The following is a 20,682-nucleotide window of genomic DNA, read 5'->3' as shown; positions in this document are numbered from 1 at the left end:
CTTCGGTGGAGGGCCTTATCCGTGCCCGGCTCATTCGAAGCCGTACCGCCGCGCCGACTCCTCCTCCTGCGCCAGCCGGCGCAGCGCCTGCAGCATCGGCTCGACCAGGATCGCGCCCAGCACCGCCGCCTCGATCCGCTCCGACTCCGACTCCTGCGTCTCCACGAAGTCCAGGTCGAGCACGGCCGCCCGGTGCATCAACCGGGCGTAGGACACGAGCAGTTCGGCGTCCCACTCGTACCCGAGGCGGCGCAGCGCCGCCACCGCCACCACCAGCGAGCGGTAGGCGGGGGAGACGGTCGTCAGCAGGCGGGCGTTCGACCAGCCCAGGGTGCGCAGCAGTTCGTCCGCCTCCAGACGGGCGGCGCGCACGTACTCGTCCTCCGCGTCCGGCGCGGGGACCTGCGGCAGCGCCCAAAGAGCCGCGCCGAGACGGATCGTGCGGCCGAGGGAGTCGTCGTCGACGTGGCCGAGCACCTCGCGGACCGTGGCCACCGGCAGCCGGCCCACCTGGATCATCGCGCGCACCAGCCGCAGCCGGCGCAGATGCTCCTCGTCGTACTCGGCGGTCGTCAGGTTGATCTGGCGGCCGGGCGGCAGGAGACCCTCACGCAGGTAGTACTTGATCGTCGCGGTGGAGACACCGCTGCGTTCGCTCAGCTCGGCCAGCCGCATGCCTTGCGCCCTTCGTTGGTCAGCGGCACTATCCAAGCATGTCTGTCGCAGCGAACCGCACCACCGCCGACGCCCGCGGAGACGTGGTCGTCCTGCTGATCGGGATGCGCGTCAACCACTTCTGGGCCGTGCACCAGTGGGCGCCGGTCATGGTGGCCATGTTCCGCATGCTGGCCGAGCTCAAGAGGGAACCGGGACGCGGACTGCTCTCCCGCGTGCTGCTGACGGCCTCCCCGAGGACGTACTACGTCGTCCAGTACTGGGAGTCCAAGGAGAAGCTGTACGCCTACGCGAGTGCGCCCGACGCGTTCCACCATCGTGTGTGGGCGAAGCTCAACCGCCTGGAGAAGGGCGGGAAGGTGCGCGGGCACGTGGGGATCTGGCACGAGGCGTATGTCGTGCCGGAGGGTTCGTACGAGGCGATCTACGGGGACATGCCGGCGTTCGGCCTCGCGGCCGCGCACGGGCAGGTGCCGTTGGGGGAGCGGGGCCGGTATGCGAAGGACCGGTACGCGTACCGGTCGGAGCAGACGGAGTCGAAGGCCTGAGCGGGGCCGGGAAGAGCCTGCCGCGGCGTTGAGGCCGGCTCTGTTCCGGGTGTGCTCGGGGTGTGCTCGGGGTGCGCTCGGTGGAGGGGCGGCTCAGCCCGTCCTGCGCAGGGCCTCCGACAGGCGGGCCGCCGCGTCGATGACCGCCTGGGCGTGCATACGGCCCGGGTGGCGGGTCAGGCGCTCGATCGGGCCCGAGACGGAGACGGCGGCCACCACACGGTTGGAGGGGCCGCGGACGGGGGCGGAGACGGAGGCGACGCCCGGCTCGCGCTCGCCGATGGACTGGGCCCAGCCGCGGCGCCGTACGCCCGACAGGGCCGTCGCCGTGAAGCGGGCGCCCTGGAGGCCGCGGTGCAGACGCTCCGGCTCCTCCCAGGCCATCAGGATCTGCGCCGAGGAGCCGGCCTTCATCGTGAGCGTGGAGCCGACCGGGACCGTGTCCCGAAGGCCGGACAGGCGTTCCGCCGCGGCCACGCAGATGCGCATGTCGCCCTGGCGGCGGTAGAGCTGCGCGCTCTCGCCCGTGATGTCGCGCAGGTGCGTGAGCACCGGGCCCGCGGTGGCCAGGAGGCGGTCCTCGCCCGCGGCCGCGGCCAGCTCGGCCAGGCGGGGGCCGAGGATGAACCGGCCCTGCATGTCGCGCGCCACCATACGGTGGTGTTCCAAAGCCACGGCCAGGCGGTGGGCCGTGGGTCGTGCGAGTCCGGTGGCAGCGACCAAGCCTGCGAGGGTGGCCGGACCGGACTCCAGGGCGCTCAGGACAAGGGCTGCCTTGTCCAGAACGCCGACGCCGCTACTGTTGTCCATGCAACGATACTCCCGTCTCACTCTGTGAAACGCAAGTTCATTTTTCCGTGAGACGCGCAACCCTTGGATGCATGACGGCCCGCGGACCAACGGGCCTGGCGGCGGGTGCCCGGAAACGCCGAGAAACACGACCGTGGGCGTCGCCTCCACAAGATCTCTAGTTGGGCCGGCGCACCTTTGCCGGCCGGAGGGAAAGCGATGGGTAGGACACTCGCGGAGAAGGTCTGGGACGACCACGTCGTCCGGCGCGCCGAGGGCGAGCCCGACCTCCTCTTCATCGATCTGCACCTGCTGCACGAGGTGACCAGCCCCCAGGCCTTCGACGGCCTCCGTCAGAACGGCCGCCCCGTGCGCCGTCTCGACCTCACCATCGCGACCGAGGACCACAACACCCCGACCCTCGACATCGACAAGCCGATCGCCGACCCGGTCTCCCGCGCCCAGCTGGAGACGCTGCGCAAGAACTGCGCCGAGTTCGGCGTGCGCCTGCACCCGCTCGGCGACGTCGAGCAGGGCGTCGTGCACGTCGTCGGCCCGCAGCTCGGTCTGACCCAGCCCGGCATGACCGTCGTCTGCGGCGACTCCCACACCTCCACGCACGGCGCCTTCGGCGCGCTGGCGTTCGGCATCGGCACCTCGCAGGTCGAGCATGTGCTGGCCACCCAGACGCTGCCGCTGGCCCGCCCCAAGACCATGGCCATCACGGTCGACGGCGAGCTGCCCGACGGCGTCACCGCCAAGGACCTGATCCTGGCGATCATCGCCAAGATCGGCACCGGCGGCGGCCAGGGCTACATCCTGGAGTACCGCGGCTCCGCCATCGAGAAGCTCTCGATGGAGGCCCGGATGACCATCTGCAACATGTCGATCGAGGCCGGCGCCCGCGCGGGCATGATCGCCCCCGACGAGACGACCTTCGAGTACATCAAGGGTCGCGCCCACGCCCCCGAGGGCGAGGACTGGGACGCCGCGGTCGCGTACTGGAAGACGCTGAAGACGGACGCCGACGCCGAGTTCGACGCCGAGGTCGTCATCGACGCCGCGTCGCTGTCGCCGTTCGTCACCTGGGGCACCAACCCCGGCCAGGGCGCGCCGCTTTCGGCGGACGTCCCCGACCCTGCTTCGTACGAAGACGCTTCGGAGCGCCTCGCCGCCGAAAAGGCCCTGGAATACATGGGGTTGGAGGCCGGACAGCCGCTGCGCACCATCAAGGTGGACACCGTCTTCGTAGGCTCCTGCACCAACGGCCGCATCGAGGACCTGCGCGCCGCCGCCGCGATCGTCGAGGGCCGCAAAGTCGCCGACGGCGTACGGATGCTGGTCGTCCCGGGCTCCGCGCGGGTCGGTCTGCAGGCCGTTTCCGAGGGTCTGGACGTCGTCTTCAAGGAGGCCGGCGCCGAATGGCGGCACGCGGGCTGCTCGATGTGTCTGGGCATGAACCCGGACCAGCTGGCCCCCGGTGAGCGCTCCGCGTCCACCTCCAACCGCAACTTCGAGGGCCGGCAGGGCAAGGGCGGTCGTACGCACCTGGTGTCGCCGCAGGTCGCGGCCGCCACGGCCGTCCTGGGCCACCTGGCCTCCCCGGCCGACCTGTCCGACGCCGAGACCCGTACGCCCGCTGGAGTCTGAGAGTCATGGAAGCATTCACCACGCACACCGGCCGGGCCGTCCCGCTGCGCCGCTCCAACGTCGACACCGACCAGATCATCCCTGCTCACTGGCTCAAGAAGGTCACGCGGGACGGGTTCGAGGACGGGCTGTTCGAGGCCTGGCGCAAGGACGAGACGTTCATCCTCAACCGGCCCGAGCGGCAGGGCGCCACGGTTCTGGTCGCCGGGCCCGACTTCGGCACCGGTTCCTCCCGTGAGCACGCCGTCTGGGCGCTGCAGAACTACGGCTTCAAGACCGTGATCTCGTCCCGGTTCGCCGACATCTTCCGCGGCAACTCGCTCAAGAACGGCCTGCTCACGGTGGTGATCGAGCAGAAGATCGTGGACACGCTGTGGGAGCTCACGGAGAAGGACCCGCAGGCCGAGATCACCGTCGACCTCGAGGCCCGCGAGGTGCGCGCCGAGGGGATCACCGCCTCCTTCGAGCTGGACGAGAACTCCCGCTGGCGGCTGCTGAACGGGCTGGACGACATCTCCATCACCCTCCAGAACGAGGCCGACATCTCCGCGTACGAGGCCAAGCGGCCGTCGTACAAGCCGAGGACGCTCCAGGCCTGACCCGGGAGCCCCCGAGGGGGCCCTGAGCAGGTCGAGTTTCGGCCACCGCGACACCCCCGCCGTACCCCCGATCGGACCGATCGGGGGTACGGCTGTTTCTGTACCCGTTCGGCCCCGGCGCCCTTCGCTGTTGCTTCCAACTTCCCACGTTAGGAGGGGTGTTGCCTGGGTACGCGCCTTGTACGGACGTGACCGCCCGAAGTGCCCGGACGGCCGTTTGAGGCGGCAGTTGCCCCCTGAGCGGGCGACAACTCGCCCCAGATGGCACAATCTGTGCATGGAACACGACGGCCAACTCGAGCTCTATACGGCGGTCGCGAACCAACTCAAGGAAGCGCACACAAGGGTGCGCGCACTGCAAGTCCCGGAGGGCGTACGGATGGCGCTGACCCGGAAGCTGCTGGTCATTACGGCCGCGGCCAAGCACGATCTCGCCGATGCGACAAGGCGTCTGGAGCGGTTCATGGCGGACCTCGACGAAGGGCGAATGCCCGAAGAGGAGCGCTGATCGCCTCCGGAGCGGCCGATTTCGTTGCGGCACAAGGGTGATTAGCCCGTTTCGTGTTTGATTTGCGGTATATATCTGCCTAACGTGCGAAAAAGCTTGAACACTTTCGTTCTGGCGAATGTCTCCGAAGGGGAAGACGTGAACAAGGCGCAGCTCGTAGAAGCGATTGCCGACAAGCTGGGCGGCCGCCAGCAGGCCGCCGAGGCGGTCGACGCGGTCCTGGACGCCATCGTCCGCGCGACCGTCGCCGGCGACCGGGTCTCGGTCACCGGCTTCGGTTCGTTCGAGAAGGTCGACCGGCCGGCCCGCTACGCTCGCAACCCCCAGACGGGCGAGCGGGTTCGGGTCAAGAAGACCTCCGTGCCGCGCTTCCGCGCAGGCCAGGGCTTCAAGGACCTGGTGAGCGGCTCGAAGAAGCTCCCGCGCGGCGGCGAGGTCGCCGTCAAGAAGGCCCCCAAGGGCAGCCTGACCGGCGGTGCTTCCGCCACGGTCAAGAAGGCCGCCGCGAAGAAGGCGACCACGAAGGCGGCCGCGAAGCGGACCACCGCCGCCAAGAAGACGACGGCCGCCGCGAAGAAGACCACGGCCACCGCCAAGAAGGCCACCGCGAAGAAGGCCACCACCAAGACGACGGCGGCCGCCAAGAAGACGACCACCGCGAAGACGGCCGCCGCCAAGAAGACGACGGCCAAGAAGGCCCCGGCGAAGAAGGCGACGGCCAAGAAGGCCCCCGCCAAGAAGTCGACCGCGCGCAAGACCACCGCCAAGAAGGCCACCGCCCGCTAGGCGCGAGCCAGCAAGGGCACTCACGCGCCGGGCCGGACTCCCTCACGGAAGTCCGGCCCGCGGCGTGTTCAGAACGTCTGCAGCGTCACCAGGGTGATCCGGGGAGCGTCCTTCGGATCCGCCGGCTCCGCCACCTCGATCCGCACCCGCTGCCCGGGCCGCAGCAGCCGCAGCCCGCCCGCGTCGAACGCCGACGCGTCGAAGGGCACCGGCGTGCCGTCGTCCAGCAGCACCTGCCCGCTGCGCGTGCCGGGGTCGTACGTGTATGCGGTCGCCTGCATGGCCGCAGCCTACTGCCCCGCGGTCAGCAGCCGCGCCGCCGCCGCGGCCGTTCGGGGGCCCACGCCCAGGGACAGGGCCGTGCGCAGATCCTCGCCGGTGTCGACGTCCTGGCGTACGGAATCCACCCTGTCGAGAATGAGTTCCACGGCGCCGGAAGCGCGGTGGCGGGCGCGGGAATCCGTGCCGAATGCGGGGAGCAATTCACGGCCGGCGGCCACTGCGAGAAGCGTGGTGCCGATTGCGGCCGCGTCCGGGAGAAAAGCACGGGGGAATTCCGCGGCCGCGTCCAGAACCCGGGCCAATTCCGCCGGGCGCAGGGCCGGCAGATCCGCGTTGAGGGCCGCGAGCGGCGAATCGGGGCGTACGGCGCGTACGGCGGTCGCTCCGTGGGCCAGGGCCGCGTTCAGGCCCGTGCGCGGCTCGCCGGGGACGATGCGGGCGCCCAGAGCCGCCAGGGTGCGTCCGGCCAGCGCGTCGTCCGTGACGACTGCCACATCCCGCACCGCAGGTGAGGCCAGTGCCGCCGCCACGGTGTCCTCGGCGAAGGCGAGGGCCAGGCCCGGGCGCAGGCCGTCGGTTGCGGTGTCCGCGAGCCTGCTCTTGGCCAGCGCCAAGGGCTTCAGGGGTATGACCAAGGTCCACTCCACCGGCGTACCGTCCCTCTCTTGTCGCGGCCATTGTCACCCGGCCCATTCGCCGCTCGGGCGGGCGGGCGTACCGTGTTCTCGACAGACCGGCGGCCCGGGGCGACACTTGTGCGGCCCCAGGCCCGGGAGCAGGCCTTGGGAAGTCCTAGAGGAAGGTGTCCGCGTGCCCCGCCGCAGAATCGGCTTCTGGTACCGCTTCGCAGCGGTCCTCTGCAAACCCTGGCTGGTGGTTCTGATCAAGCGGGACTGGCGCGGAACGGAGTACATTCCGGCCGACGGCGGCTTTATCACCGCGGTGAACCACAATTCGCACATCGACCCGTTCGCCTACGCGCACTTCCAGTACAACACCGGACGGGTGCCGCGTTTCCTGGCGAAGAGCGCGCTTTTCAAGGACGGCTTCGTCGGCGCCGCGATGCGCGGGACCGGACAGATCCCCGTCTACCGCGAGAGCACGGACGCGCTGAGCGCCTTCCGGGCCGCGATCGACGCCGTGGAGCGCGGCGAGTGCGTCGCGTTCTACCCCGAGGGCACCCTCACCCGCGACCCCGACGGCTGGCCCATGACCGCCAAGACCGGCGCCGCGCGCGTCGCCCTGCAGACCAAGTGCCCCGTGATCCCGGTCGCCCAGTGGGGCGCCAACGAACTGCTCCCGCCGTACGCCAAGAAGCCCAACCTCCTTCCGCGCAAGACCCACCATGTGCTCGCGGGCCCGCCCGTGGACCTCTCGCGGTTCTACGGCAGGGAGATGACCCCGGAGCTGCTGAAGGAGGCGACGGAGGTCATCATGGCGGCCGTCACCGCGCAGCTGGAGGAGATCCGGGGCGAGAAGGCGCCCGAGACGCCCTACGACCCGCGCCAGGAGCGGATCGAACAGCGCCGCCGCACCCGGGCGCAGACCGGCACGGAACCGGGTGCGGAACCGGGTGCGGAGACAGGCGCCGGGACAGGCGCGGAGACCGGCGCCGAGATCAGTCACGAGGGGGAGAACAGCAAGTGAGCAAGTCCGTGAAGGCGGCGGTGTTCAGCGCCGGTTCGTGGGGGACGGCCTTCGGCATGGTGCTCGCCGACGCGGGGTGCGAGGTCACCCTGTGGGCGCGCCGCCCGGAGGTGGCCGAGGCGATCAACACCGCCCGCGCCAACCCCGACTACTTCCCCGGCGTCGAGCTCCCGGAGAACCTGCGGGCCACGACGGATCCCGCCGAGGCCGCCGCCGACGCCGACTACACGGTCCTGTCGGTGCCCTCCCAGACCCTGCGCGCCAACCTCGCCGAGTGGACGCCGCTGCTCGCCCCGAACACCGTCCTCGTCTCGCTGATGAAGGGCGTCGAACTCGGTACGACCATGCGGATGAGCGAGGTGATCGAGGACGTCGCCAAGGTGGGCCCGGACCGGATCGCCGTGGTCACCGGACCCAACCTCGCCAAGGAGATCGCCTCCCGGATGCCGGCCGCGGCCGTGGTCGCCTGCACCGACGAGGCCGTCGCGCAGAAACTCCAGGCCGCCTGCCACACGCCGTACTTCCGCCCGTACACCAACACCGACGTGGTGGGCTGCGAGCTGGGCGGCGCGGTGAAGAACGTCATCGGCCTCGCCGTCGGCATCGCGGACGGCATGGGACTCGGCGACAACGCGAAGGGCTCGCTCATCACGCGCGGCCTCGCCGAGACCACCCGACTGGGCCTGGCGATGGGCGCGGACCCGCTCACCTTCGCCGGACTCGCCGGACTCGGCGACCTGGTGGCCACCTGCTCCTCGCCGCTCTCCCGCAACCACACCTTCGGCACCAACCTCGGCAAGGGCATGACCCTGCAGGAGACCATCGCCGTCACCAAGCAGACCGCCGAGGGCGTCAAGTCCTGTGAGTCGGTGCTGGATCTGGCCCGCCGGCACGGAGTCGACATGCCCATCACCGAGACGGTCGTCGCCATCGTGCACGAGGGCAAGCCTCCGGTGGTCGCCGTCAAGGAGCTGATGTCGCGCAGCGCGAAGCCCGAACGACGCTGAGCGAACCCGTCGGGCGGACGCTGACTCCCGGCCCTACCACCGGGTACTCTCAAGCCGATATGAGCACCGAGAACCTCCCCCAGAGCCCTCAGCAGCCCGTCCGCAAGCCGCGGGTGGCCGTCGTCTTCGGCGGCCGCAGCTCCGAGCACGGGATCTCCGTGGTCACCGCCGGCGCGGTCCTGCGGGCCATCGACCGGACCGAGTACGAGGTCCTGCCGATCGGCATCACGCGCGAGGGCCGCTGGTTCCTCACCGCCGACGCGCCCGAACGCATGGCGATCACCGACCGCCGTACGCCCGACGTCGACGAACTCGCCGAGTCGCGGGACGGCGGCGTGGTGCTCCCCGTCGACCCCGCGAACCGCGAAGTCGTCTACTACGAGGCGGGATCGGTGCCGAAGGCGCTCGGCGAGGTCGACGTCGTCTTCCCGGTGCTGCACGGCCCCTACGGCGAGGACGGCACCCTGCAGGGCCTGCTGGAGCTCTCCGGCGTCCCGTACGTCGGTTCGGGCGTGCTCGCCTCCGCCGTCGGCCAGGACAAGGAGTACATGAAGCGGGTGTTCACCTCCTTCGGGCTCAAGGTCGGCCCGTACGTGGTGATCCGGCCGCGCGAGTGGGAGCAGGACGCGTCGGCCGCCCGCAAGAAGATCGTCGACCTCGCCGGCGAGCACGGCTGGCCGCTCTTCGTGAAGCCCGCGCGCGCGGGCTCGTCGATCGGCATCACCAAGGTCGACGACCTCGCAGGCCTCGACGAGGCGATCGCCGAGGCCCGGCGCCACGACCCGAAGTTCCTGGTCGAGGCGGCGCTGCGGGGCCGCGAGATCGAGTGCGGCGTCCTGGAGTTCGAGGACGGCCCCCGCGCCTCCGTCCCGGCCGAGATCCCGCCGCCGGACGCGCACGCGTACTACGACTTCGACGCCAAGTACATCGACTCGACTCCGGGGATCGTCCCGGCGCCGCTGACGGACGAGGAGACCGCCGAGGTCCGCAGGCTCGCCGTGGACGCCTTCGAGGCGGCGTCCTGCGAGGGACTGGTGCGCGCGGACTTCTTCCTCACGGAAGACGGCGAGTTCGTCATCAACGAGATCAACACGATGCCCGGCTTCACCCCGATCTCGATGTACCCCGCGATGTGGCAGGCGACCGGAATCGCCTACCCGGAGCTGGTGGACCGCCTGATCCAGGCAGCGCTGCGCAGGTCGACGGGTCTGAGGTAAGCCCCCCTCAGGGGCGCGCGGAACCGCGCGACCGGCCCGAGACGGCCCGCAGCCGGACGACGGCCGAGCCGGCGCAGCGCTCAGTCGGCGATCCCTTCGGGGATCGCCTTCTTGATGGCCGGCGCCAGATCGATCAGCGCGCCGGAGCTGTCCGCGCCGTCCGGGACCGTCACCTCGACGTATGCGCTCCGGTTGGCCGTGGTGAAGCGGTTTCCCCCACCGTCCCGCTTCTCCATCAGCCAGTCGACGCCGTTCACCCCGCCGGCCACCGCGTCCGGGTCGCCGCCCTCCGAGACCTTCGGGTCGATCATCTTCGGCGGCTGTGTGACACCACAGCGCAGTATGATCTCCGGGCCTCCCCAGCCCGCGGTCAGCGCGGAGGCGGGCTCGGGATCGCGGCGGCTCTCACCGTCCACCTTCGACGGCAGCGCCTTGTCCAGGTTCCGGCACAGCTTCACGGTCTTCGCACCGGGGCTGGGAACCGTCGCCGACGCGCTGTCGTCTGCTGAGGAGCAGCCCGCGGCCGTGATCAGCAGGACGAGGACGGGCAGACCGAGCGGCCGGTGACGGAAAAGGTTCACCGGCCAAGGGTAGACGGGGGCTACAGATGCACGACCGGGCAGGTCAAAGTACGGGTGATCCCGTCCACCTGCTGGACCTTGGCGACCACCATCCGGCCGAGGTCGTCCACTGTGTCAGCCTGGGCCCGCACGATCACGTCGTACGGTCCCGTCACGTCCTCGGCCTGGACGACGCCAGGAATCTTGCTGATCTCCTCGGCGACGGTCGACGCTTTGCCGACCTCTGTCTGGATGAGGATGTACGCCTGTACCACGGAACCTCCAGGGCGGCCACGAGGATCATGTGGGGAAAAGGAACGCCACGGTATCGCGTCGCCGCGCGCCGCGGGGAGACCTGCGCGGACCACGGCACGCGCGCCGGGGTACGGGCACAGCAGAAGTTGACGGCTGACTCGACCGTATCGAGGACACTGGTTACGCGCGACCGGGCACGGACAGGTATAGAAGGGGCCAAAGGGCAATGAAGGGCACTGTTGGTGAGCTCGGCGAGTTCGGGCTCATCAGGGAGCTCACCTCCCGTCTCACCACCACCCCCGCGGTCCGGGTCGGCCCCGGCGACGACGCCGCGGTGGTCGCCGCGCCCGACCGACGGGTCGTGGCCAGCACCGACATCCTGCTGGAGGGCCGGCACTTCCGCCGCGACTGGTCCACGGCCTACGACGTCGGCCGCAAGGCCGCCGCACAGAACCTCGCCGACATCGCCGCCATGGGCGCGGTGCCGACGGCCCTGCTGCTCGGCCTCGTCGTGCCCGCCGAGCTGCCGGTCACCTGGCCGTCCGAGCTGATGGACGGGCTGCGCGACGAGTGCCAGGTCGCCGGCGCCTCCGTGGTCGGCGGCGACGTCGTACGGGGCGACACGATCATGGTGTCGATCACCGCGCTCGGCGATCTGCGCAACCAGGAGCCCGTCACCCGGGGCGGCGCCCAGCCCGGCGACCTGGTCGCGGTGACCGGCTGGCTGGGCTGGTCCGCAGCCGGGTACGCGGTCCTCTCCCGGGGCTTCCGCTCGCCCCGCGCCTTCGTCGAGGCCCACCGCCGCCCCGAGCCGCCATACCACGCGGGTCCGGCCGCCGCCTCGCTCGGCGCGACGGCGATGTGCGACGTCAGCGACGGGCTGATCGCCGACCTCGGGCACATCGCCGAGGCCAGCAAGGTCCGCATCGACATCCGCTCCGGCGCCATCGACGTCCCGACGCAGATGAACGACATCGGGCAGGCCGTCGGCGTCGACCCCATCCAGTGGGTGCTGACCGGCGGAGAGGACCACGCGATCGTGGCGACGTTCCCGCCGGACGTGAAGCTGCCCGCCCGCTGGAAGGTGATCGGCGAGGTCCTCAACCCGTCCGCGCTGCCCCAGGTGACGGTCGACGGGGCGCCGTGGACCAGCAAGGGCGGCTGGGACCACTTCGGGGACATGGAGTCGTGAGCGCTTCCGGTGCGCCTCCGCGGGTGCTGACCGTCGCCGGATCCGACTCCGGCGGCGGGGCCGGGATCCAGGCCGACCTGAAGACGATGCTCGCGCTCGGCGTGCACGGCATGAGCGTGCTTACGGCGGTCACCGCACAGAACTCCCTGGGCGTGCAGGGGGCTTGGGAGCTGCCGGTGGCGGCCGTGCGGGCCCAGTACCGCAGCGTCGTCGACGACATCGGCGTCCAGGCCGTGAAGACGGGCATGCTCGCCTCCGCCGAACTCGTGGAGACCGTCGCCGAATTGATCGCCGGCACGGACGCCCCCGTCGTCGTCGACCCGGTCGGCGTCTCCAAGCACGGCGATCCGCTGCTCGCGGCCTCCGCACTGGACTGTGTACGGACGAAGCTGCTGCCGGCCGCGACCGTCGCCACCCCGAACCTCGACGAGGTGGCCCAACTCACGGGCGTACAGGTTGAGTCGGAGGAGCAGCTGCGGGACGCGGCGGCCGCCGTGCTCGCCTGCGGGCCGCGCTGGGTGCTGATCAAGGGCGGCCATCTCCCCGGCGACGCCGTGGACTTGCTGACGGACGGCGCCGAGGAGCACTGGCTGCGGGCGCCGAGGTACGACAACCGGCACACGCACGGCACGGGCTGCACCCTCGCGTCCGCGATCGCGTCGCAGCTGGCGAAGGGGCAGTCCGTGCCGGAGGCGGTGACGGCGGCCAAGGCGTACGTCACCGGGGCGATCGCCGCCGGGTTCGCGCTCGGCGCGGGGATCGGTCCCGTGGACCACGGCTGGGCCCTCACATCGGATACGCGCGGAGCTTGATGCCGGTGGCCGCCTTCTCGGTGAGCCGCTTGAAGAAACCGGCCATCGGGCGCGAGGCGAGCAGCCGGTACATCCGGTCCCGGCAGCGGATGCGCCGCTCGGTGGCCGGGGCGAAGAACGGGCCCGCATTGCCGGAGATCTTCTGGCAGCCCTCGGCGAAGGACCGGATCCGGCTCTCGTACTCGGCGAATGCAAGCTCCAGATGCAGCGCGGTCGGCTCGGGCGACGGATCGGCGCCCAGTTCGTCGGCGAGGGTGCGCCGGGCCTGTTCGTACACCGTGAGCGCCTCGGCGGGCCGGCCGCCCGCGTGCAGGGCCGGCATCAGCTGCCCGTACAGCCGCTCGCCCAGCGGGTGCGCGGCCGGCAGCCCCCCCAGCTCGGGCGCCGGCTCGGCCCCGCCGCCGAGCGCGAGATCCGCCTCGACCCGGTCCTGTACGGCGGCCGGCCGCAGCTCCTCGATCCGGGTCCGCTCGGCGTGCGCGTCGGGGAGGTCGGGCAGTGCCGGGCCGCGCCAGCGGGCGAGGGCCTCGCGCAGCAGGCCGGCCGCCCGGGGATGGTCCCCGGCGGTGAGAGCGGCCCGGCCTTCCGCCGTCAGCTGCTCGAACCGGTGGACGTCGACGGCCTCGGGCGGGACGACGAGGCGGTAACCGGCGGGGGAGGCCTCGATCTCGGCGTGCGGGGCCAGTCGGCGGCGCAGCCGGGAGACCTGGGACTGGAGGGCGCTGGCCGCTCCTGCGGGCGGCTGGGCGCCGTAGAGGCCGTCGGTCAGGCGCTCCAGGGAGACGCCGTGGCCCACGTCGAGCAGCAGGAGGGCGAGCAGGGCGCGGGGGCGGGTGCCGCCGGGGTCGAGCGGGGCGCCGTAGTCGGTGCGGAGGTCCAGGGGGTCCAGGATGCCGAAGCCATTCCCCGGAGTCTGGCAGGTGCAGCGATCTTGGGCACAGCAAGAAGCCGGTCCACACGAGGTGGACCGGCTCGATGCAGCGAACCAGCAGTGGCCGCGCGCTTAGCTGTGCGTCAGCGCGAGACCTTGCCGGCCTTGATGCACGAGGTGCAAGCGTTCACGCGCTTCGGCGTCCCGCCGACCACGGTACGGACGCGCTGGATGTTCGGGTTCCAGCGACGGGACGTACGGCGGTGCGAGTGCGAGATGTTGTTGCCGAAGCCCGGCCCCTTGCCGCAGACGTCGCAGTTGGCAGCCACGGGTCACTCCAAAGACTTCAGATGCACTTACGGTTGATCCCGGCATGCCGGGATCAGGATCTAGGATCTGAGTGGCGGTGCCAGGGGGAGAGCCCGATGGGATCGGGCAACCGGAGCAGCATACAACGACTGCGCCAGTACAACGAAACTACCATGGCTGCTCAGGGCCTCAGCCCCGGCCCCACCTCACCTGTTTCCGGTGGACACCGGTCCTGGGTCTACGCTGCGTCCAGTCCGGCAGCTCAAGGAGGCGCAGGTGGCGCAGGTGCCGCAGACATTCTTCGATGCTCTCGCGGTGCGCACCTGGTGCGGCCTCGCGCTCACCGCGCTGGGCCGGGCGCGCGAGGAGATCGACGCGATCAACGTCTACCCGGTCGCGGACGGGGACACCGGCACCAACCTGTACCTGACCGTCGAGTCGGCGGCGACCGCCGTCGAGGCCGTGTTCGCCGGGTACGAGGCCGGTTCCGCGCCCGCCGGGGAGCCCTCCCTGTCCGACGCCGCGCGCGCGATGGCGCACGGCGCGCTCATAGGGGCGCGCGGGAACTCGGGGACGATCCTCGCGCAGCTGTTGCGCGGCATGGCCCAGGTGCTCGCCGCCGAGGGTGAGGCCGCTCACACCGACGCGGACGGGCTGCGCCTGGCCCTTCGGCAGGCCGCCGACTCCGCCCGCCAGGCCGTGGCCCACCCCGTCGAGGGCACGGTCCTGTCGGTCGCCTCGGCCGCCGCCGACGCGGCCGGGGGAGCGGAGGGCGACTGCGGGACGGTCGCCAGGGCGGCCTACCAGGGGGCGTGCGCGGCCCTCGCCGCGACCCCGGGGCAGCTGGCGGTCCTGGAGCACGCCGGGGTCGTGGACGCGGGCGGGCGGGGACTGGTGGCGGTGCTCGCGGCGCTGGTGGAGACGTTCACGGGGGAGACGCCGGGGCTCTCCGGCGGCCTGGTCGGATCGGCGGCCGGGGCGGCGGTGGGTTCGACGGTCGGGTCGGCGTCGGTGGCGCACGCGCGTGTGGACGCCGTCCAGGGAACTGTTCCGGCGGAGGACTGCGCCGACGGGCCGGACGGCGAGGGCGGCCCCGCCTTCGAGGTGATCTACCTCCTGGAGGCGGAGGACGCGGCCGTGGCGCGGCTGCGGCAGCGGCTCGACGCCCTGGGCGACTCGCTGGTCGTGGTCGGCGGCGACGGCCTGTGGAACGTCCATGTGCACGTGGACGACGCGGGCGCCGCGGTCGAGGCGGGCGTCGAGGCCGGCCGGCCCTACCGGATCCGCATCACGCACTTCGGCGTCGGCGACGCGCACACGCGCGGGGCTGAGCGTCCGCCCCGTGAACGCGTCCAGCGGGCCGTCGTCGCCGTGGTGCCCGGCGAGGGCCTGGCCGGGCTGTACACCGAGGCCGGCGCGACCACCGTGCTCGCCCGCCCCGGGGAGCCGCCCGCCAGCGGTGAACTCGTCGAGGCCGTACGACGGGCCCACGCGCGCGAAGTGGTGCTCCTGCCCAACGACGCCGACCTGCGCCACACCGCCGCCGCGGCCGCCGAGCAGGCCCGCACGGAGGGCATCCGGGTGGCCCTGATCCCGACCCGCTCCGCGGTCCAGGGGATCGCCGCGCTCGCCGTGCACGAGCCGGAGCGCCGCTTCGACGAGGACGTCGTCTCGATGACCTCGGCGGCCGGCGCCACCCGCCACGCCGAGGTCGTCGTCGCCGAGCGCCAGTCATGGACCATGGCGGGCATCTGCCAGGCCGGTGACGTCCTCGGGCTCATCGACGGCGACGTGGCCGTGATCGGCTCGGACGTCACCGCCACCGCCGAGACCGTCCTGAACCGCATGCTGGCGGCGGGCGGCGAACTCGTCACCCTCGTGCTCGGCGACGAGGCCCCCGACGGCGTCGCCGAGCGCCTGGAGACGCGGGTGCGGGAGGCGTACCTCGCCGTGGACACGGTGGTGTACCGGGGTGGACGGCAGGGAGCGTTGCTGTTGATCGGGGTGGAGTAGGGGCGGGGCCGGGGAGGGAGCCAAGGAGGGAGCCGAGGAGGGAGCCGGGGGAGGGGATCGTTCAACGATCCTTTTGTTCCTCCGCCACCTGCAGCAGCTGCTCCGCCTCGGCCCGCCGCGCGCGCACCGTCTCGTCCTCCCCGCGCTCGCCGCTGTCGGCGTCGGCAGAGGCGTCCGCGTAAGCCCTCAGCACCGCACGCGCGCGTGCCGCCGCCTCCATGGGGCGGCCCAGGTCGCTCTCCAGCCAGCCCGCGGCCAGCTCGGCGCCCGTCCGGGCGTACAGAGCGCTGTCGCCCAGGGCGACGAACACCGCGACGGCCTCCGCCATCTGGGAGAGCGCCTCGTCCAGCGCGGCCCGGATCGAGTCGTCGTCGGCGTCCTCGGCGGCGGAACGGGCGAGCAGGTCGCCGAACTGGCGGTGGGTGTGGCCGAGTTCGCCGACCAGCCGCAGCCGTGCCTCCTCGTCGTCCGCCGCGTCGAACGCGTCCGCGCACTCCTCCACGGCACACGTCATCAGCTCGCGCGCCGCGGCCGTCCCGTCCTCGGTGCGCAACGCCAGCCACGCGCGGGCGCGCAGGGAGCGGACCAGCCCGTGGACGTTGCCGAGGTCGCGCCACAGCCCGCCCGCGCGCGCGTAGGCCTGGTCCGCCTCGGTGTGCAGGCCGGCCTGGCCGAGCGACTCGGCGGCGAGGTGAGCGAGGGTCGCGTGGTCGTGCTGCTCGGGCCAGTGCCGGGCGATCTCGGCGGCCTGGAGCCGGCGCTCCGCGGCGTCCCGGTGCTCCCCGAGCTCGCTCAGACAGTCACCGAGCCACCACTGCGTCTGGACGACCGCGCCGTCGCCGTGCGTCTCGGCGGTCAGGTCCGGCAGCGCCGACTCCAGGACCTCCGCGGCCTCGGCCCAGCGGCCCTGCCGCACCAGGAACCCGCCGAGCTGGTGCCGCGCCCACGCGCCGAACGTCGGGCCCGCGCCCGCCTCGTCGGCCCAGTGCGCCGCCTCCAGGGCGTGCTCCGCGGCCTCGGCGGCCTGCCCCCGGTCCCCGACGACCTCGGCGAGCTGCAGGTGCAGCTGGGCCCGCCCGACCGCCTCCAGGAACGGTCCGCCGTGCTCCAGGGCCGCCCGCAGCGCCCGCTCCGCCTCCACCATGTCGCCCACCTGGTGGGCGAGACCGGCCAGCCGGGCCTCGTACTCCACGGCGAACCACGGCAGCCCCGCCTCGACGAACTCCGCCGCGGCCCGCGCCAGCAGCTCCGCGCCCGCCTCCGGATCCCCGGAGTGCGTCGCGAGCTCCGCGAGCATCGCGTGCCCCTCGGCGACCCGGGCGGCCAGCCGTACGTCGTTCCCGGCCCGCCCGTCCACCAGCGCCAGCAGCTCCCGTACGGCCGCCTCCGCCTCCGTCAGGACCGTCTGCGGCACCTGCCCGTCGGCCTCGTGGACGCGCCGCATCAGGATCCGGGCCCGCCCCATCAGCACACCCGCCGCCTGCGGCACCTCCGTGCCACCGTCGGCGTACAGCGCGAGGACCAGGTCGTACGGATCGGCGACCGCCGCGAGCGCCTCGTCGACCTCACCGGCCAGCGCACGGACGTACGCCGCACGCGCGCGTGCCGCCAGAGCCTCCCCGGGGTCGCCCGCCTGCGCGTACAGCTCGGCGGCCTGCTCGAACGTTTCCGCGCCCGCCGGGCCCAGACCGATCGCCTCATGGTCGGCGATCTCCGCGCGGTCACGCGCCGCCAGCTCCACGCCCTCCGCCTCCTCGGCGAGCCGCGCCACCCGCGCCCACGCCTCGACGGCGTGCGGCTGCAAGGTGTCCGACAGCTGCCGGGCCTCGACGATCAGGTCCGACAGATCCGGTTCGCCGGCCTCCTGGACCGGGGCCGGCGCCGTGGACGGCGCGGCGGCCACGACGGAGGCGGGGCGAGCCGCCCGCACCCCCAGGGGCAACCGCTCCACCAGGGGCCGTTGCGTCATCCGCGCGCGCGCCCGCTCGCTGACGTGCCCCGTGCCGTTGCGCTCGTCGAACCGCGCGGCCAGCGCAAGGGCCTGCGCGCGCGTGTGCGCCGCGAGTTCGACGGCCGTCCACTCCCGTCCGGCCGTCCCCGGCACCCGCTGACCGCCGAGCCCGAGCTCGGACAGGCGCTCCATGAGCAGGACCACGACGCTCAGGAACTCCAGCCTGCTGCGCGGATCCCCCTCGTCCGTGAAGTACGCAGGCCGCTCCGCGAGCAGCTCCAGGCCCCGCGCCTCGTTGCCGGTCAGCGCGCAGAACTCGACATGGTCGGCGTAGGCGCCCCGCATGCTCTCCATGGGCCGCACCAGCCGGAAGCCCCGCAGATGGTGCGCGCGGGCCTCCTCCACACGGCCCAGCCGCAGCAGCGGCACCAGGGACGACGCGAGCACCGTGTGCGGCTCGTGCGCGCACGTGTACTCGCCCTCCAGGACCGGCGCCCACACCTCGAGCGCCTCCGCGTCCCGACCCCGCTCCGCCTGCCACCAGCCCTGCCCGTGCAACTCGCACGCGTGACAGTCGGCCATGGTGTCCCGGTCCGCGGCCATCCAGGCGGCGAACGCCCGCTCCGCGCGCGGGACGTCCCCGACATGCGCGGCCACACTGAACTCGGCGCTGCGCACCGCCCGCTCCGAGTGCCCGGCGAGCCGGTAGCGGTGCTCCATCTCGCCGAGCCACTTCTCCACCGACGCCAGCGGCACGTGCGGCTGGTCGAGCATGCCGGCCGACATCCACTTGAAGACCCAGTGCAGCGAATGCGTCTCGTACTCGTCGAAGTCCTCGGGCCGCTCGTCCCACAGGCGCAGCAGCCGCGCGAACGGGACGAACATCTTCGCCTTCTCGGAGCTGTAGTTGTAGACCTTCAGCTGGTGCCCGAGCGCCTCGATCACCGCGAGCGGGATGTTCAGCTTCTCCGCCTCCAGCAACAGCTGCTCCGCGCGCGCGTTGCGGGCCGGCCCCTCCGGCTGCTCGCCGTTCTCCGCCATCGCCCGGCGGAGGGAGTCGAAGTCCGTGATCTCACCCATCAGTGGTCCCCCTGCCCCTGTGTCGACTCCCCCGATGCGGACTCCCCGTGCGTGGCCCACTCCAGGAGACCGATGAACGCCCGATTCAGCAGCGCCGAGTCCGCGGGCCGCAGCGGGCGCTGTGCCATCAGCAGTGCCTGACCGTACAGCGACTCCGTGGCGGTGCCGATCAGTTCGGGATCGTTCAACGAACTGATCCGCCGGATCAGCGGGTTGAGATGGTTGAGCACCAGACGCGCGCGCGGGGCGCTCCCGCGCAGCGAGCCCAGGATTCCCGCCCACAGGTCGTCGGCCTGCGCCTCGGCCTGCGCGCGCGCCTGCTCGTGCCGGGCCGCCCGGTCGTCGAGATGCAGCGCGGGCACCGACAGCGGATGGAAGGCCCGCAGCACGATGTCACAGCCCAGCGGGTCGAGCTTCGCCCGCGCGGCCGCCAGGAACCCCGCCAGCGCCAGCTCGTCGGCCGGGTCGACGGCGTCCAGATGGGCGGTCACGGTGTCCGCGTCCAGCTCGGCGACCACCGTCCCCGGCCGCACCGACGGCAGCGCCTCGACCAGCTCGCTGTCGTACGTGTAACCACCGTTGATCACCCCGACGCCCTGCGCGGACGCGATCGGCGCGACCTGCCGGTACTCCTCCACGGTCCGCGTGAAGTGCACCACCGGGTGCCGCTGCGCGAACTCCTCCAGCGACAGCCGCCCGTCGGTCGTCTCGAAGGGCAGCCACGGCAGCATCGTGCGCAGCATCTCCCTGTCGTGCCGCGCCAGGGACTTCACGCCCAGGTGGTGCACCTCCAGGAAGGCCGCGAGCCGCTCCGGATCACCGGCGGCCAGACCCGTCAGCCACGACCGGATCCTTTCCCCCAGCGCCTCCCGCACCGCGGCCAGCGTCTCGTCCTCGTACAGCGACTCCCGCGACGCCGTGGGCCGCAGACTGTCGGTGTCCAGGACGCAGCGCACGAAGAACGCCCAGTCGGGCAGCAGCTGTTCTCCCCGCTCGGTCAGCAGCATGCCCTTGAGGTGCACCCGGTGCCCGGCCCGCTGCGCGGGGCTGACCGCCGACGGCAGCACGTAGGCCACCCCGCGGATCCCCGCCAGCGGCACGTCCAGCTCGACCGAGTCCAACGGCGTGAACCCGAACAGCTCATGACAGTGCCGGGCCAGCGCCACCCGCCGGTTGGCGGGGGAGGCGTACGCCCGGTCCCAGGGCGCGGGCAGATCGGTGACCGCCTCCGCGCCGACGCGGACGTCGTACGGCAGCAGCGAGCCGAAGTCCCGGGCCAGCGCCAGCACCCGCGGCTCGGTGAGCCACTCCCCGGCGCCGGCCCGCGCCACCAGATGCACGGTCGTGCCCGGCTCGGGCCGCTCCTCGTGGGGCAGCGTGCGCACGGTGTACGAGCCGTCGTCGCGCGCCGTCCACTCCACGGGCGGCGCGTCCGGCGTACGGGCGCTGCGGCTGACCACGCGGATCCGCTCGGCGACCACGAAACAGGCCAGCAGCCCGATGCCGAACTGCCCGAGGAAGTCCGAACGGACGTCCTGCAGCCCCTCGGCCCGCTTGGAACTGCGCCCGATCGTGGCCAGCAGGCTGTGCACATCGGCCTCGGTGAGCCCGACGCCGGAGTCCTCCACCCGCAGCCGGCCGTCCGCCGCGAACAGCCGCACCCGGGCCGGGGCGTCGGGCTCGTCGGTCCGCCGGGCGGTGATGGCGTCCACGGCGTTCTGCAGCAGTTCGCGCAGGTAGACCCTGGGACTGGAGTAGAGATGATGGGACAGCAGGTCCACCAGACCACGCAGGTCGACCTGGAACGTGTGAGGTGACGGAGATGCCTGGGATGACTGTGAGGTCTGGGAGTCCATCGCTGCAGCGCCGCGGGCTGGGGACGAGCACGGCGCGGGGTCGGGCGGTCCCGGTGGGGCGGTGACCGCGGATGA

The 20,682-nt window shown here is 72.3% G+C and carries 21 protein-coding genes; 11 read left to right on the top strand and 10 right to left on the bottom strand.

Annotation, left to right across the window (positions count from 1 at the left end; translation table 11 throughout):
• Positions 1-30: 30 nt before the first annotated feature.
• Positions 31-675 carry a MerR family transcriptional regulator gene (locus ACIBAF_RS27845; RefSeq protein WP_399466607.1) on the bottom strand — a complete coding sequence of 215 codons (645 nt, stop codon included), beginning with the start codon at positions 673-675 and terminating at the stop codon, positions 31-33.
• Between the two features lie 38 nt (positions 676-713).
• Here ACIBAF_RS27845 and ACIBAF_RS27840 point away from each other — a divergent pair, with 38 nt between their 5' ends.
• The gene (locus ACIBAF_RS27840; RefSeq protein WP_399466605.1) at positions 714-1,223 is read left to right on the top strand and encodes a DUF4188 domain-containing protein; all 510 of its coding nucleotides are present in this window, start codon (positions 714-716) and stop codon (positions 1,221-1,223) included.
• A 93-nt stretch (positions 1,224-1,316) separates the two neighbouring features.
• Here the strand turns inward: ACIBAF_RS27840 and ndgR are convergent, their stop codons facing one another.
• Positions 1,317-2,033, bottom strand: coding sequence for an IclR family transcriptional regulator NdgR (ndgR, locus tag ACIBAF_RS27835; RefSeq protein WP_007384919.1), 717 nt, complete (start codon positions 2,031-2,033; stop codon positions 1,317-1,319).
• A gap of 198 nt (positions 2,034-2,231) precedes the next feature.
• Between ndgR and leuC the strand changes: the two genes are divergently transcribed.
• From leuC to ACIBAF_RS27815, 4 genes are all read left to right on the top strand, one after another.
• Positions 2,232-3,662: a 3-isopropylmalate dehydratase large subunit gene (leuC, locus tag ACIBAF_RS27830; protein WP_399466603.1), complete on the top strand. Its 1,431-nt coding sequence runs from the start codon at positions 2,232-2,234 to the stop codon at positions 3,660-3,662.
• Positions 3,663-3,667: 5 nt separating this feature from the next.
• Complete coding sequence (gene leuD, locus ACIBAF_RS27825; RefSeq protein WP_399466602.1) at positions 3,668-4,261, top strand: 3-isopropylmalate dehydratase small subunit; 594 nt, start codon at positions 3,668-3,670, stop codon at positions 4,259-4,261.
• Between the two features lie 277 nt (positions 4,262-4,538).
• Positions 4,539-4,769: a hypothetical protein gene (locus tag ACIBAF_RS27820; RefSeq protein ID WP_079659269.1), complete on the top strand. Its 231-nt coding sequence runs from the start codon at positions 4,539-4,541 to the stop codon at positions 4,767-4,769.
• A 138-nt stretch (positions 4,770-4,907) separates the two neighbouring features.
• Positions 4,908-5,555 (top strand): HU family DNA-binding protein, encoded by a 648-nt coding sequence (locus ACIBAF_RS27815; RefSeq protein WP_399466600.1) that lies wholly within the window; start codon positions 4,908-4,910, stop codon positions 5,553-5,555.
• 68 nt (positions 5,556-5,623) lie between these two features.
• On the opposite strand, the gene ACIBAF_RS27810 is transcribed toward ACIBAF_RS27815, so the two are convergent.
• Positions 5,624-5,836: a hypothetical protein gene (locus ACIBAF_RS27810; protein WP_399466599.1), complete on the bottom strand. Its 213-nt coding sequence runs from the start codon at positions 5,834-5,836 to the stop codon at positions 5,624-5,626.
• 9 nt (positions 5,837-5,845) lie between these two features.
• Positions 5,846-6,484, bottom strand: coding sequence for a 2-phospho-L-lactate guanylyltransferase (gene cofC / locus ACIBAF_RS27805; RefSeq protein WP_399466597.1), 639 nt, complete (start codon positions 6,482-6,484; stop codon positions 5,846-5,848).
• Positions 6,485-6,647: 163 nt separating this feature from the next.
• On the opposite strand from cofC, the gene ACIBAF_RS27800 reads away from it, so the two are divergent.
• From ACIBAF_RS27800 to ACIBAF_RS27790, 3 genes are read left to right on the top strand one after another with little or no spacing between them, the layout of a single operon-like run.
• Positions 6,648-7,484 carry a lysophospholipid acyltransferase family protein gene (locus tag ACIBAF_RS27800; RefSeq protein WP_399466595.1) on the top strand — a complete coding sequence of 279 codons (837 nt, stop codon included), beginning with the start codon at positions 6,648-6,650 and terminating at the stop codon, positions 7,482-7,484.
• A complete protein-coding gene (locus ACIBAF_RS27795) occupies positions 7,481-8,491 on the top strand; it encodes an NAD(P)H-dependent glycerol-3-phosphate dehydrogenase (protein ID WP_399466594.1) in 1,011 nt (336 codons plus the stop codon). The genes ACIBAF_RS27800 and ACIBAF_RS27795 overlap by 4 nt, the downstream gene beginning before the upstream one ends.
• Before the next feature lie 59 nt (positions 8,492-8,550).
• Positions 8,551-9,708: a D-alanine--D-alanine ligase family protein gene (locus ACIBAF_RS27790; RefSeq protein ID WP_399466592.1), complete on the top strand. Its 1,158-nt coding sequence runs from the start codon at positions 8,551-8,553 to the stop codon at positions 9,706-9,708.
• Positions 9,709-9,788: 80 nt separating this feature from the next.
• On the opposite strand, the gene ACIBAF_RS27785 is transcribed toward ACIBAF_RS27790, so the two are convergent.
• Together ACIBAF_RS27785 and ACIBAF_RS27780 are read right to left on the bottom strand one after the other, a co-directional pair.
• The gene (locus tag ACIBAF_RS27785; RefSeq protein WP_399466591.1) at positions 9,789-10,289 is read right to left on the bottom strand and encodes a DUF3515 domain-containing protein; all 501 of its coding nucleotides are present in this window, start codon (positions 10,287-10,289) and stop codon (positions 9,789-9,791) included.
• Positions 10,290-10,309: 20 nt separating this feature from the next.
• Entirely contained in the window at positions 10,310-10,543 is a 234-nt protein-coding gene (locus tag ACIBAF_RS27780; protein ID WP_079659261.1) for an Lrp/AsnC family transcriptional regulator, read from the bottom strand.
• A 206-nt stretch (positions 10,544-10,749) separates the two neighbouring features.
• On the opposite strand from ACIBAF_RS27780, the gene ACIBAF_RS27775 reads away from it, so the two are divergent.
• A complete protein-coding gene (locus tag ACIBAF_RS27775; RefSeq protein WP_399466589.1) occupies positions 10,750-11,715 on the top strand; it encodes a thiamine-phosphate kinase in 966 nt (321 codons plus the stop codon).
• The gene (thiD, locus tag ACIBAF_RS27770; protein ID WP_399466588.1) at positions 11,712-12,527 is read left to right on the top strand and encodes a bifunctional hydroxymethylpyrimidine kinase/phosphomethylpyrimidine kinase; all 816 of its coding nucleotides are present in this window, start codon (positions 11,712-11,714) and stop codon (positions 12,525-12,527) included. Before ACIBAF_RS27775 ends, thiD begins: the two co-directional genes overlap by 4 nt.
• Here the strand turns inward: thiD and ACIBAF_RS27765 are convergent.
• On the bottom strand, positions 12,502-13,323 hold the full coding sequence (locus ACIBAF_RS27765) for a BTAD domain-containing putative transcriptional regulator (RefSeq protein ID WP_399466587.1): 822 nt from the start codon (positions 13,321-13,323) through the stop codon (positions 12,502-12,504). The genes thiD and ACIBAF_RS27765 overlap by 26 nt on opposite strands.
• 218 nt (positions 13,324-13,541) lie before the next feature.
• Entirely contained in the window at positions 13,542-13,727 is a 186-nt protein-coding gene (gene rpmB, locus ACIBAF_RS27760; RefSeq protein ID WP_003993230.1) for a 50S ribosomal protein L28, read from the bottom strand.
• A 256-nt stretch (positions 13,728-13,983) separates the two neighbouring features.
• Here rpmB and ACIBAF_RS27755 point away from each other — a divergent pair, with 256 nt between their 5' ends.
• Positions 13,984-15,720, top strand: coding sequence for a DAK2 domain-containing protein (locus ACIBAF_RS27755; protein WP_399466586.1), 1,737 nt, complete (start codon positions 13,984-13,986; stop codon positions 15,718-15,720).
• 61 nt (positions 15,721-15,781) lie between these two features.
• Here the strand turns inward: ACIBAF_RS27755 and ACIBAF_RS27750 are convergent, their stop codons facing one another.
• On the bottom strand, positions 15,782-18,751 hold the full coding sequence (locus tag ACIBAF_RS27750; protein WP_399466584.1) for a tetratricopeptide repeat protein: 2,970 nt from the start codon (positions 18,749-18,751) through the stop codon (positions 15,782-15,784).
• The gene (locus tag ACIBAF_RS27745; protein WP_399466583.1) at positions 18,751-20,607 is read right to left on the bottom strand and encodes an HSP90 family protein; all 1,857 of its coding nucleotides are present in this window, start codon (positions 20,605-20,607) and stop codon (positions 18,751-18,753) included. The genes ACIBAF_RS27750 and ACIBAF_RS27745 overlap by 1 nt, the downstream gene beginning before the upstream one ends.
• Positions 20,608-20,682 lie beyond the last annotated feature (75 nt).

This window comes from Streptomyces sp. NPDC051677 (assembly GCF_044453465.1).
Lineage (GTDB): Bacteria > Actinomycetota > Actinomycetes > Streptomycetales > Streptomycetaceae > Streptomyces.
This window is presented reverse-complemented; position numbering and strand designations above follow the sequence as displayed.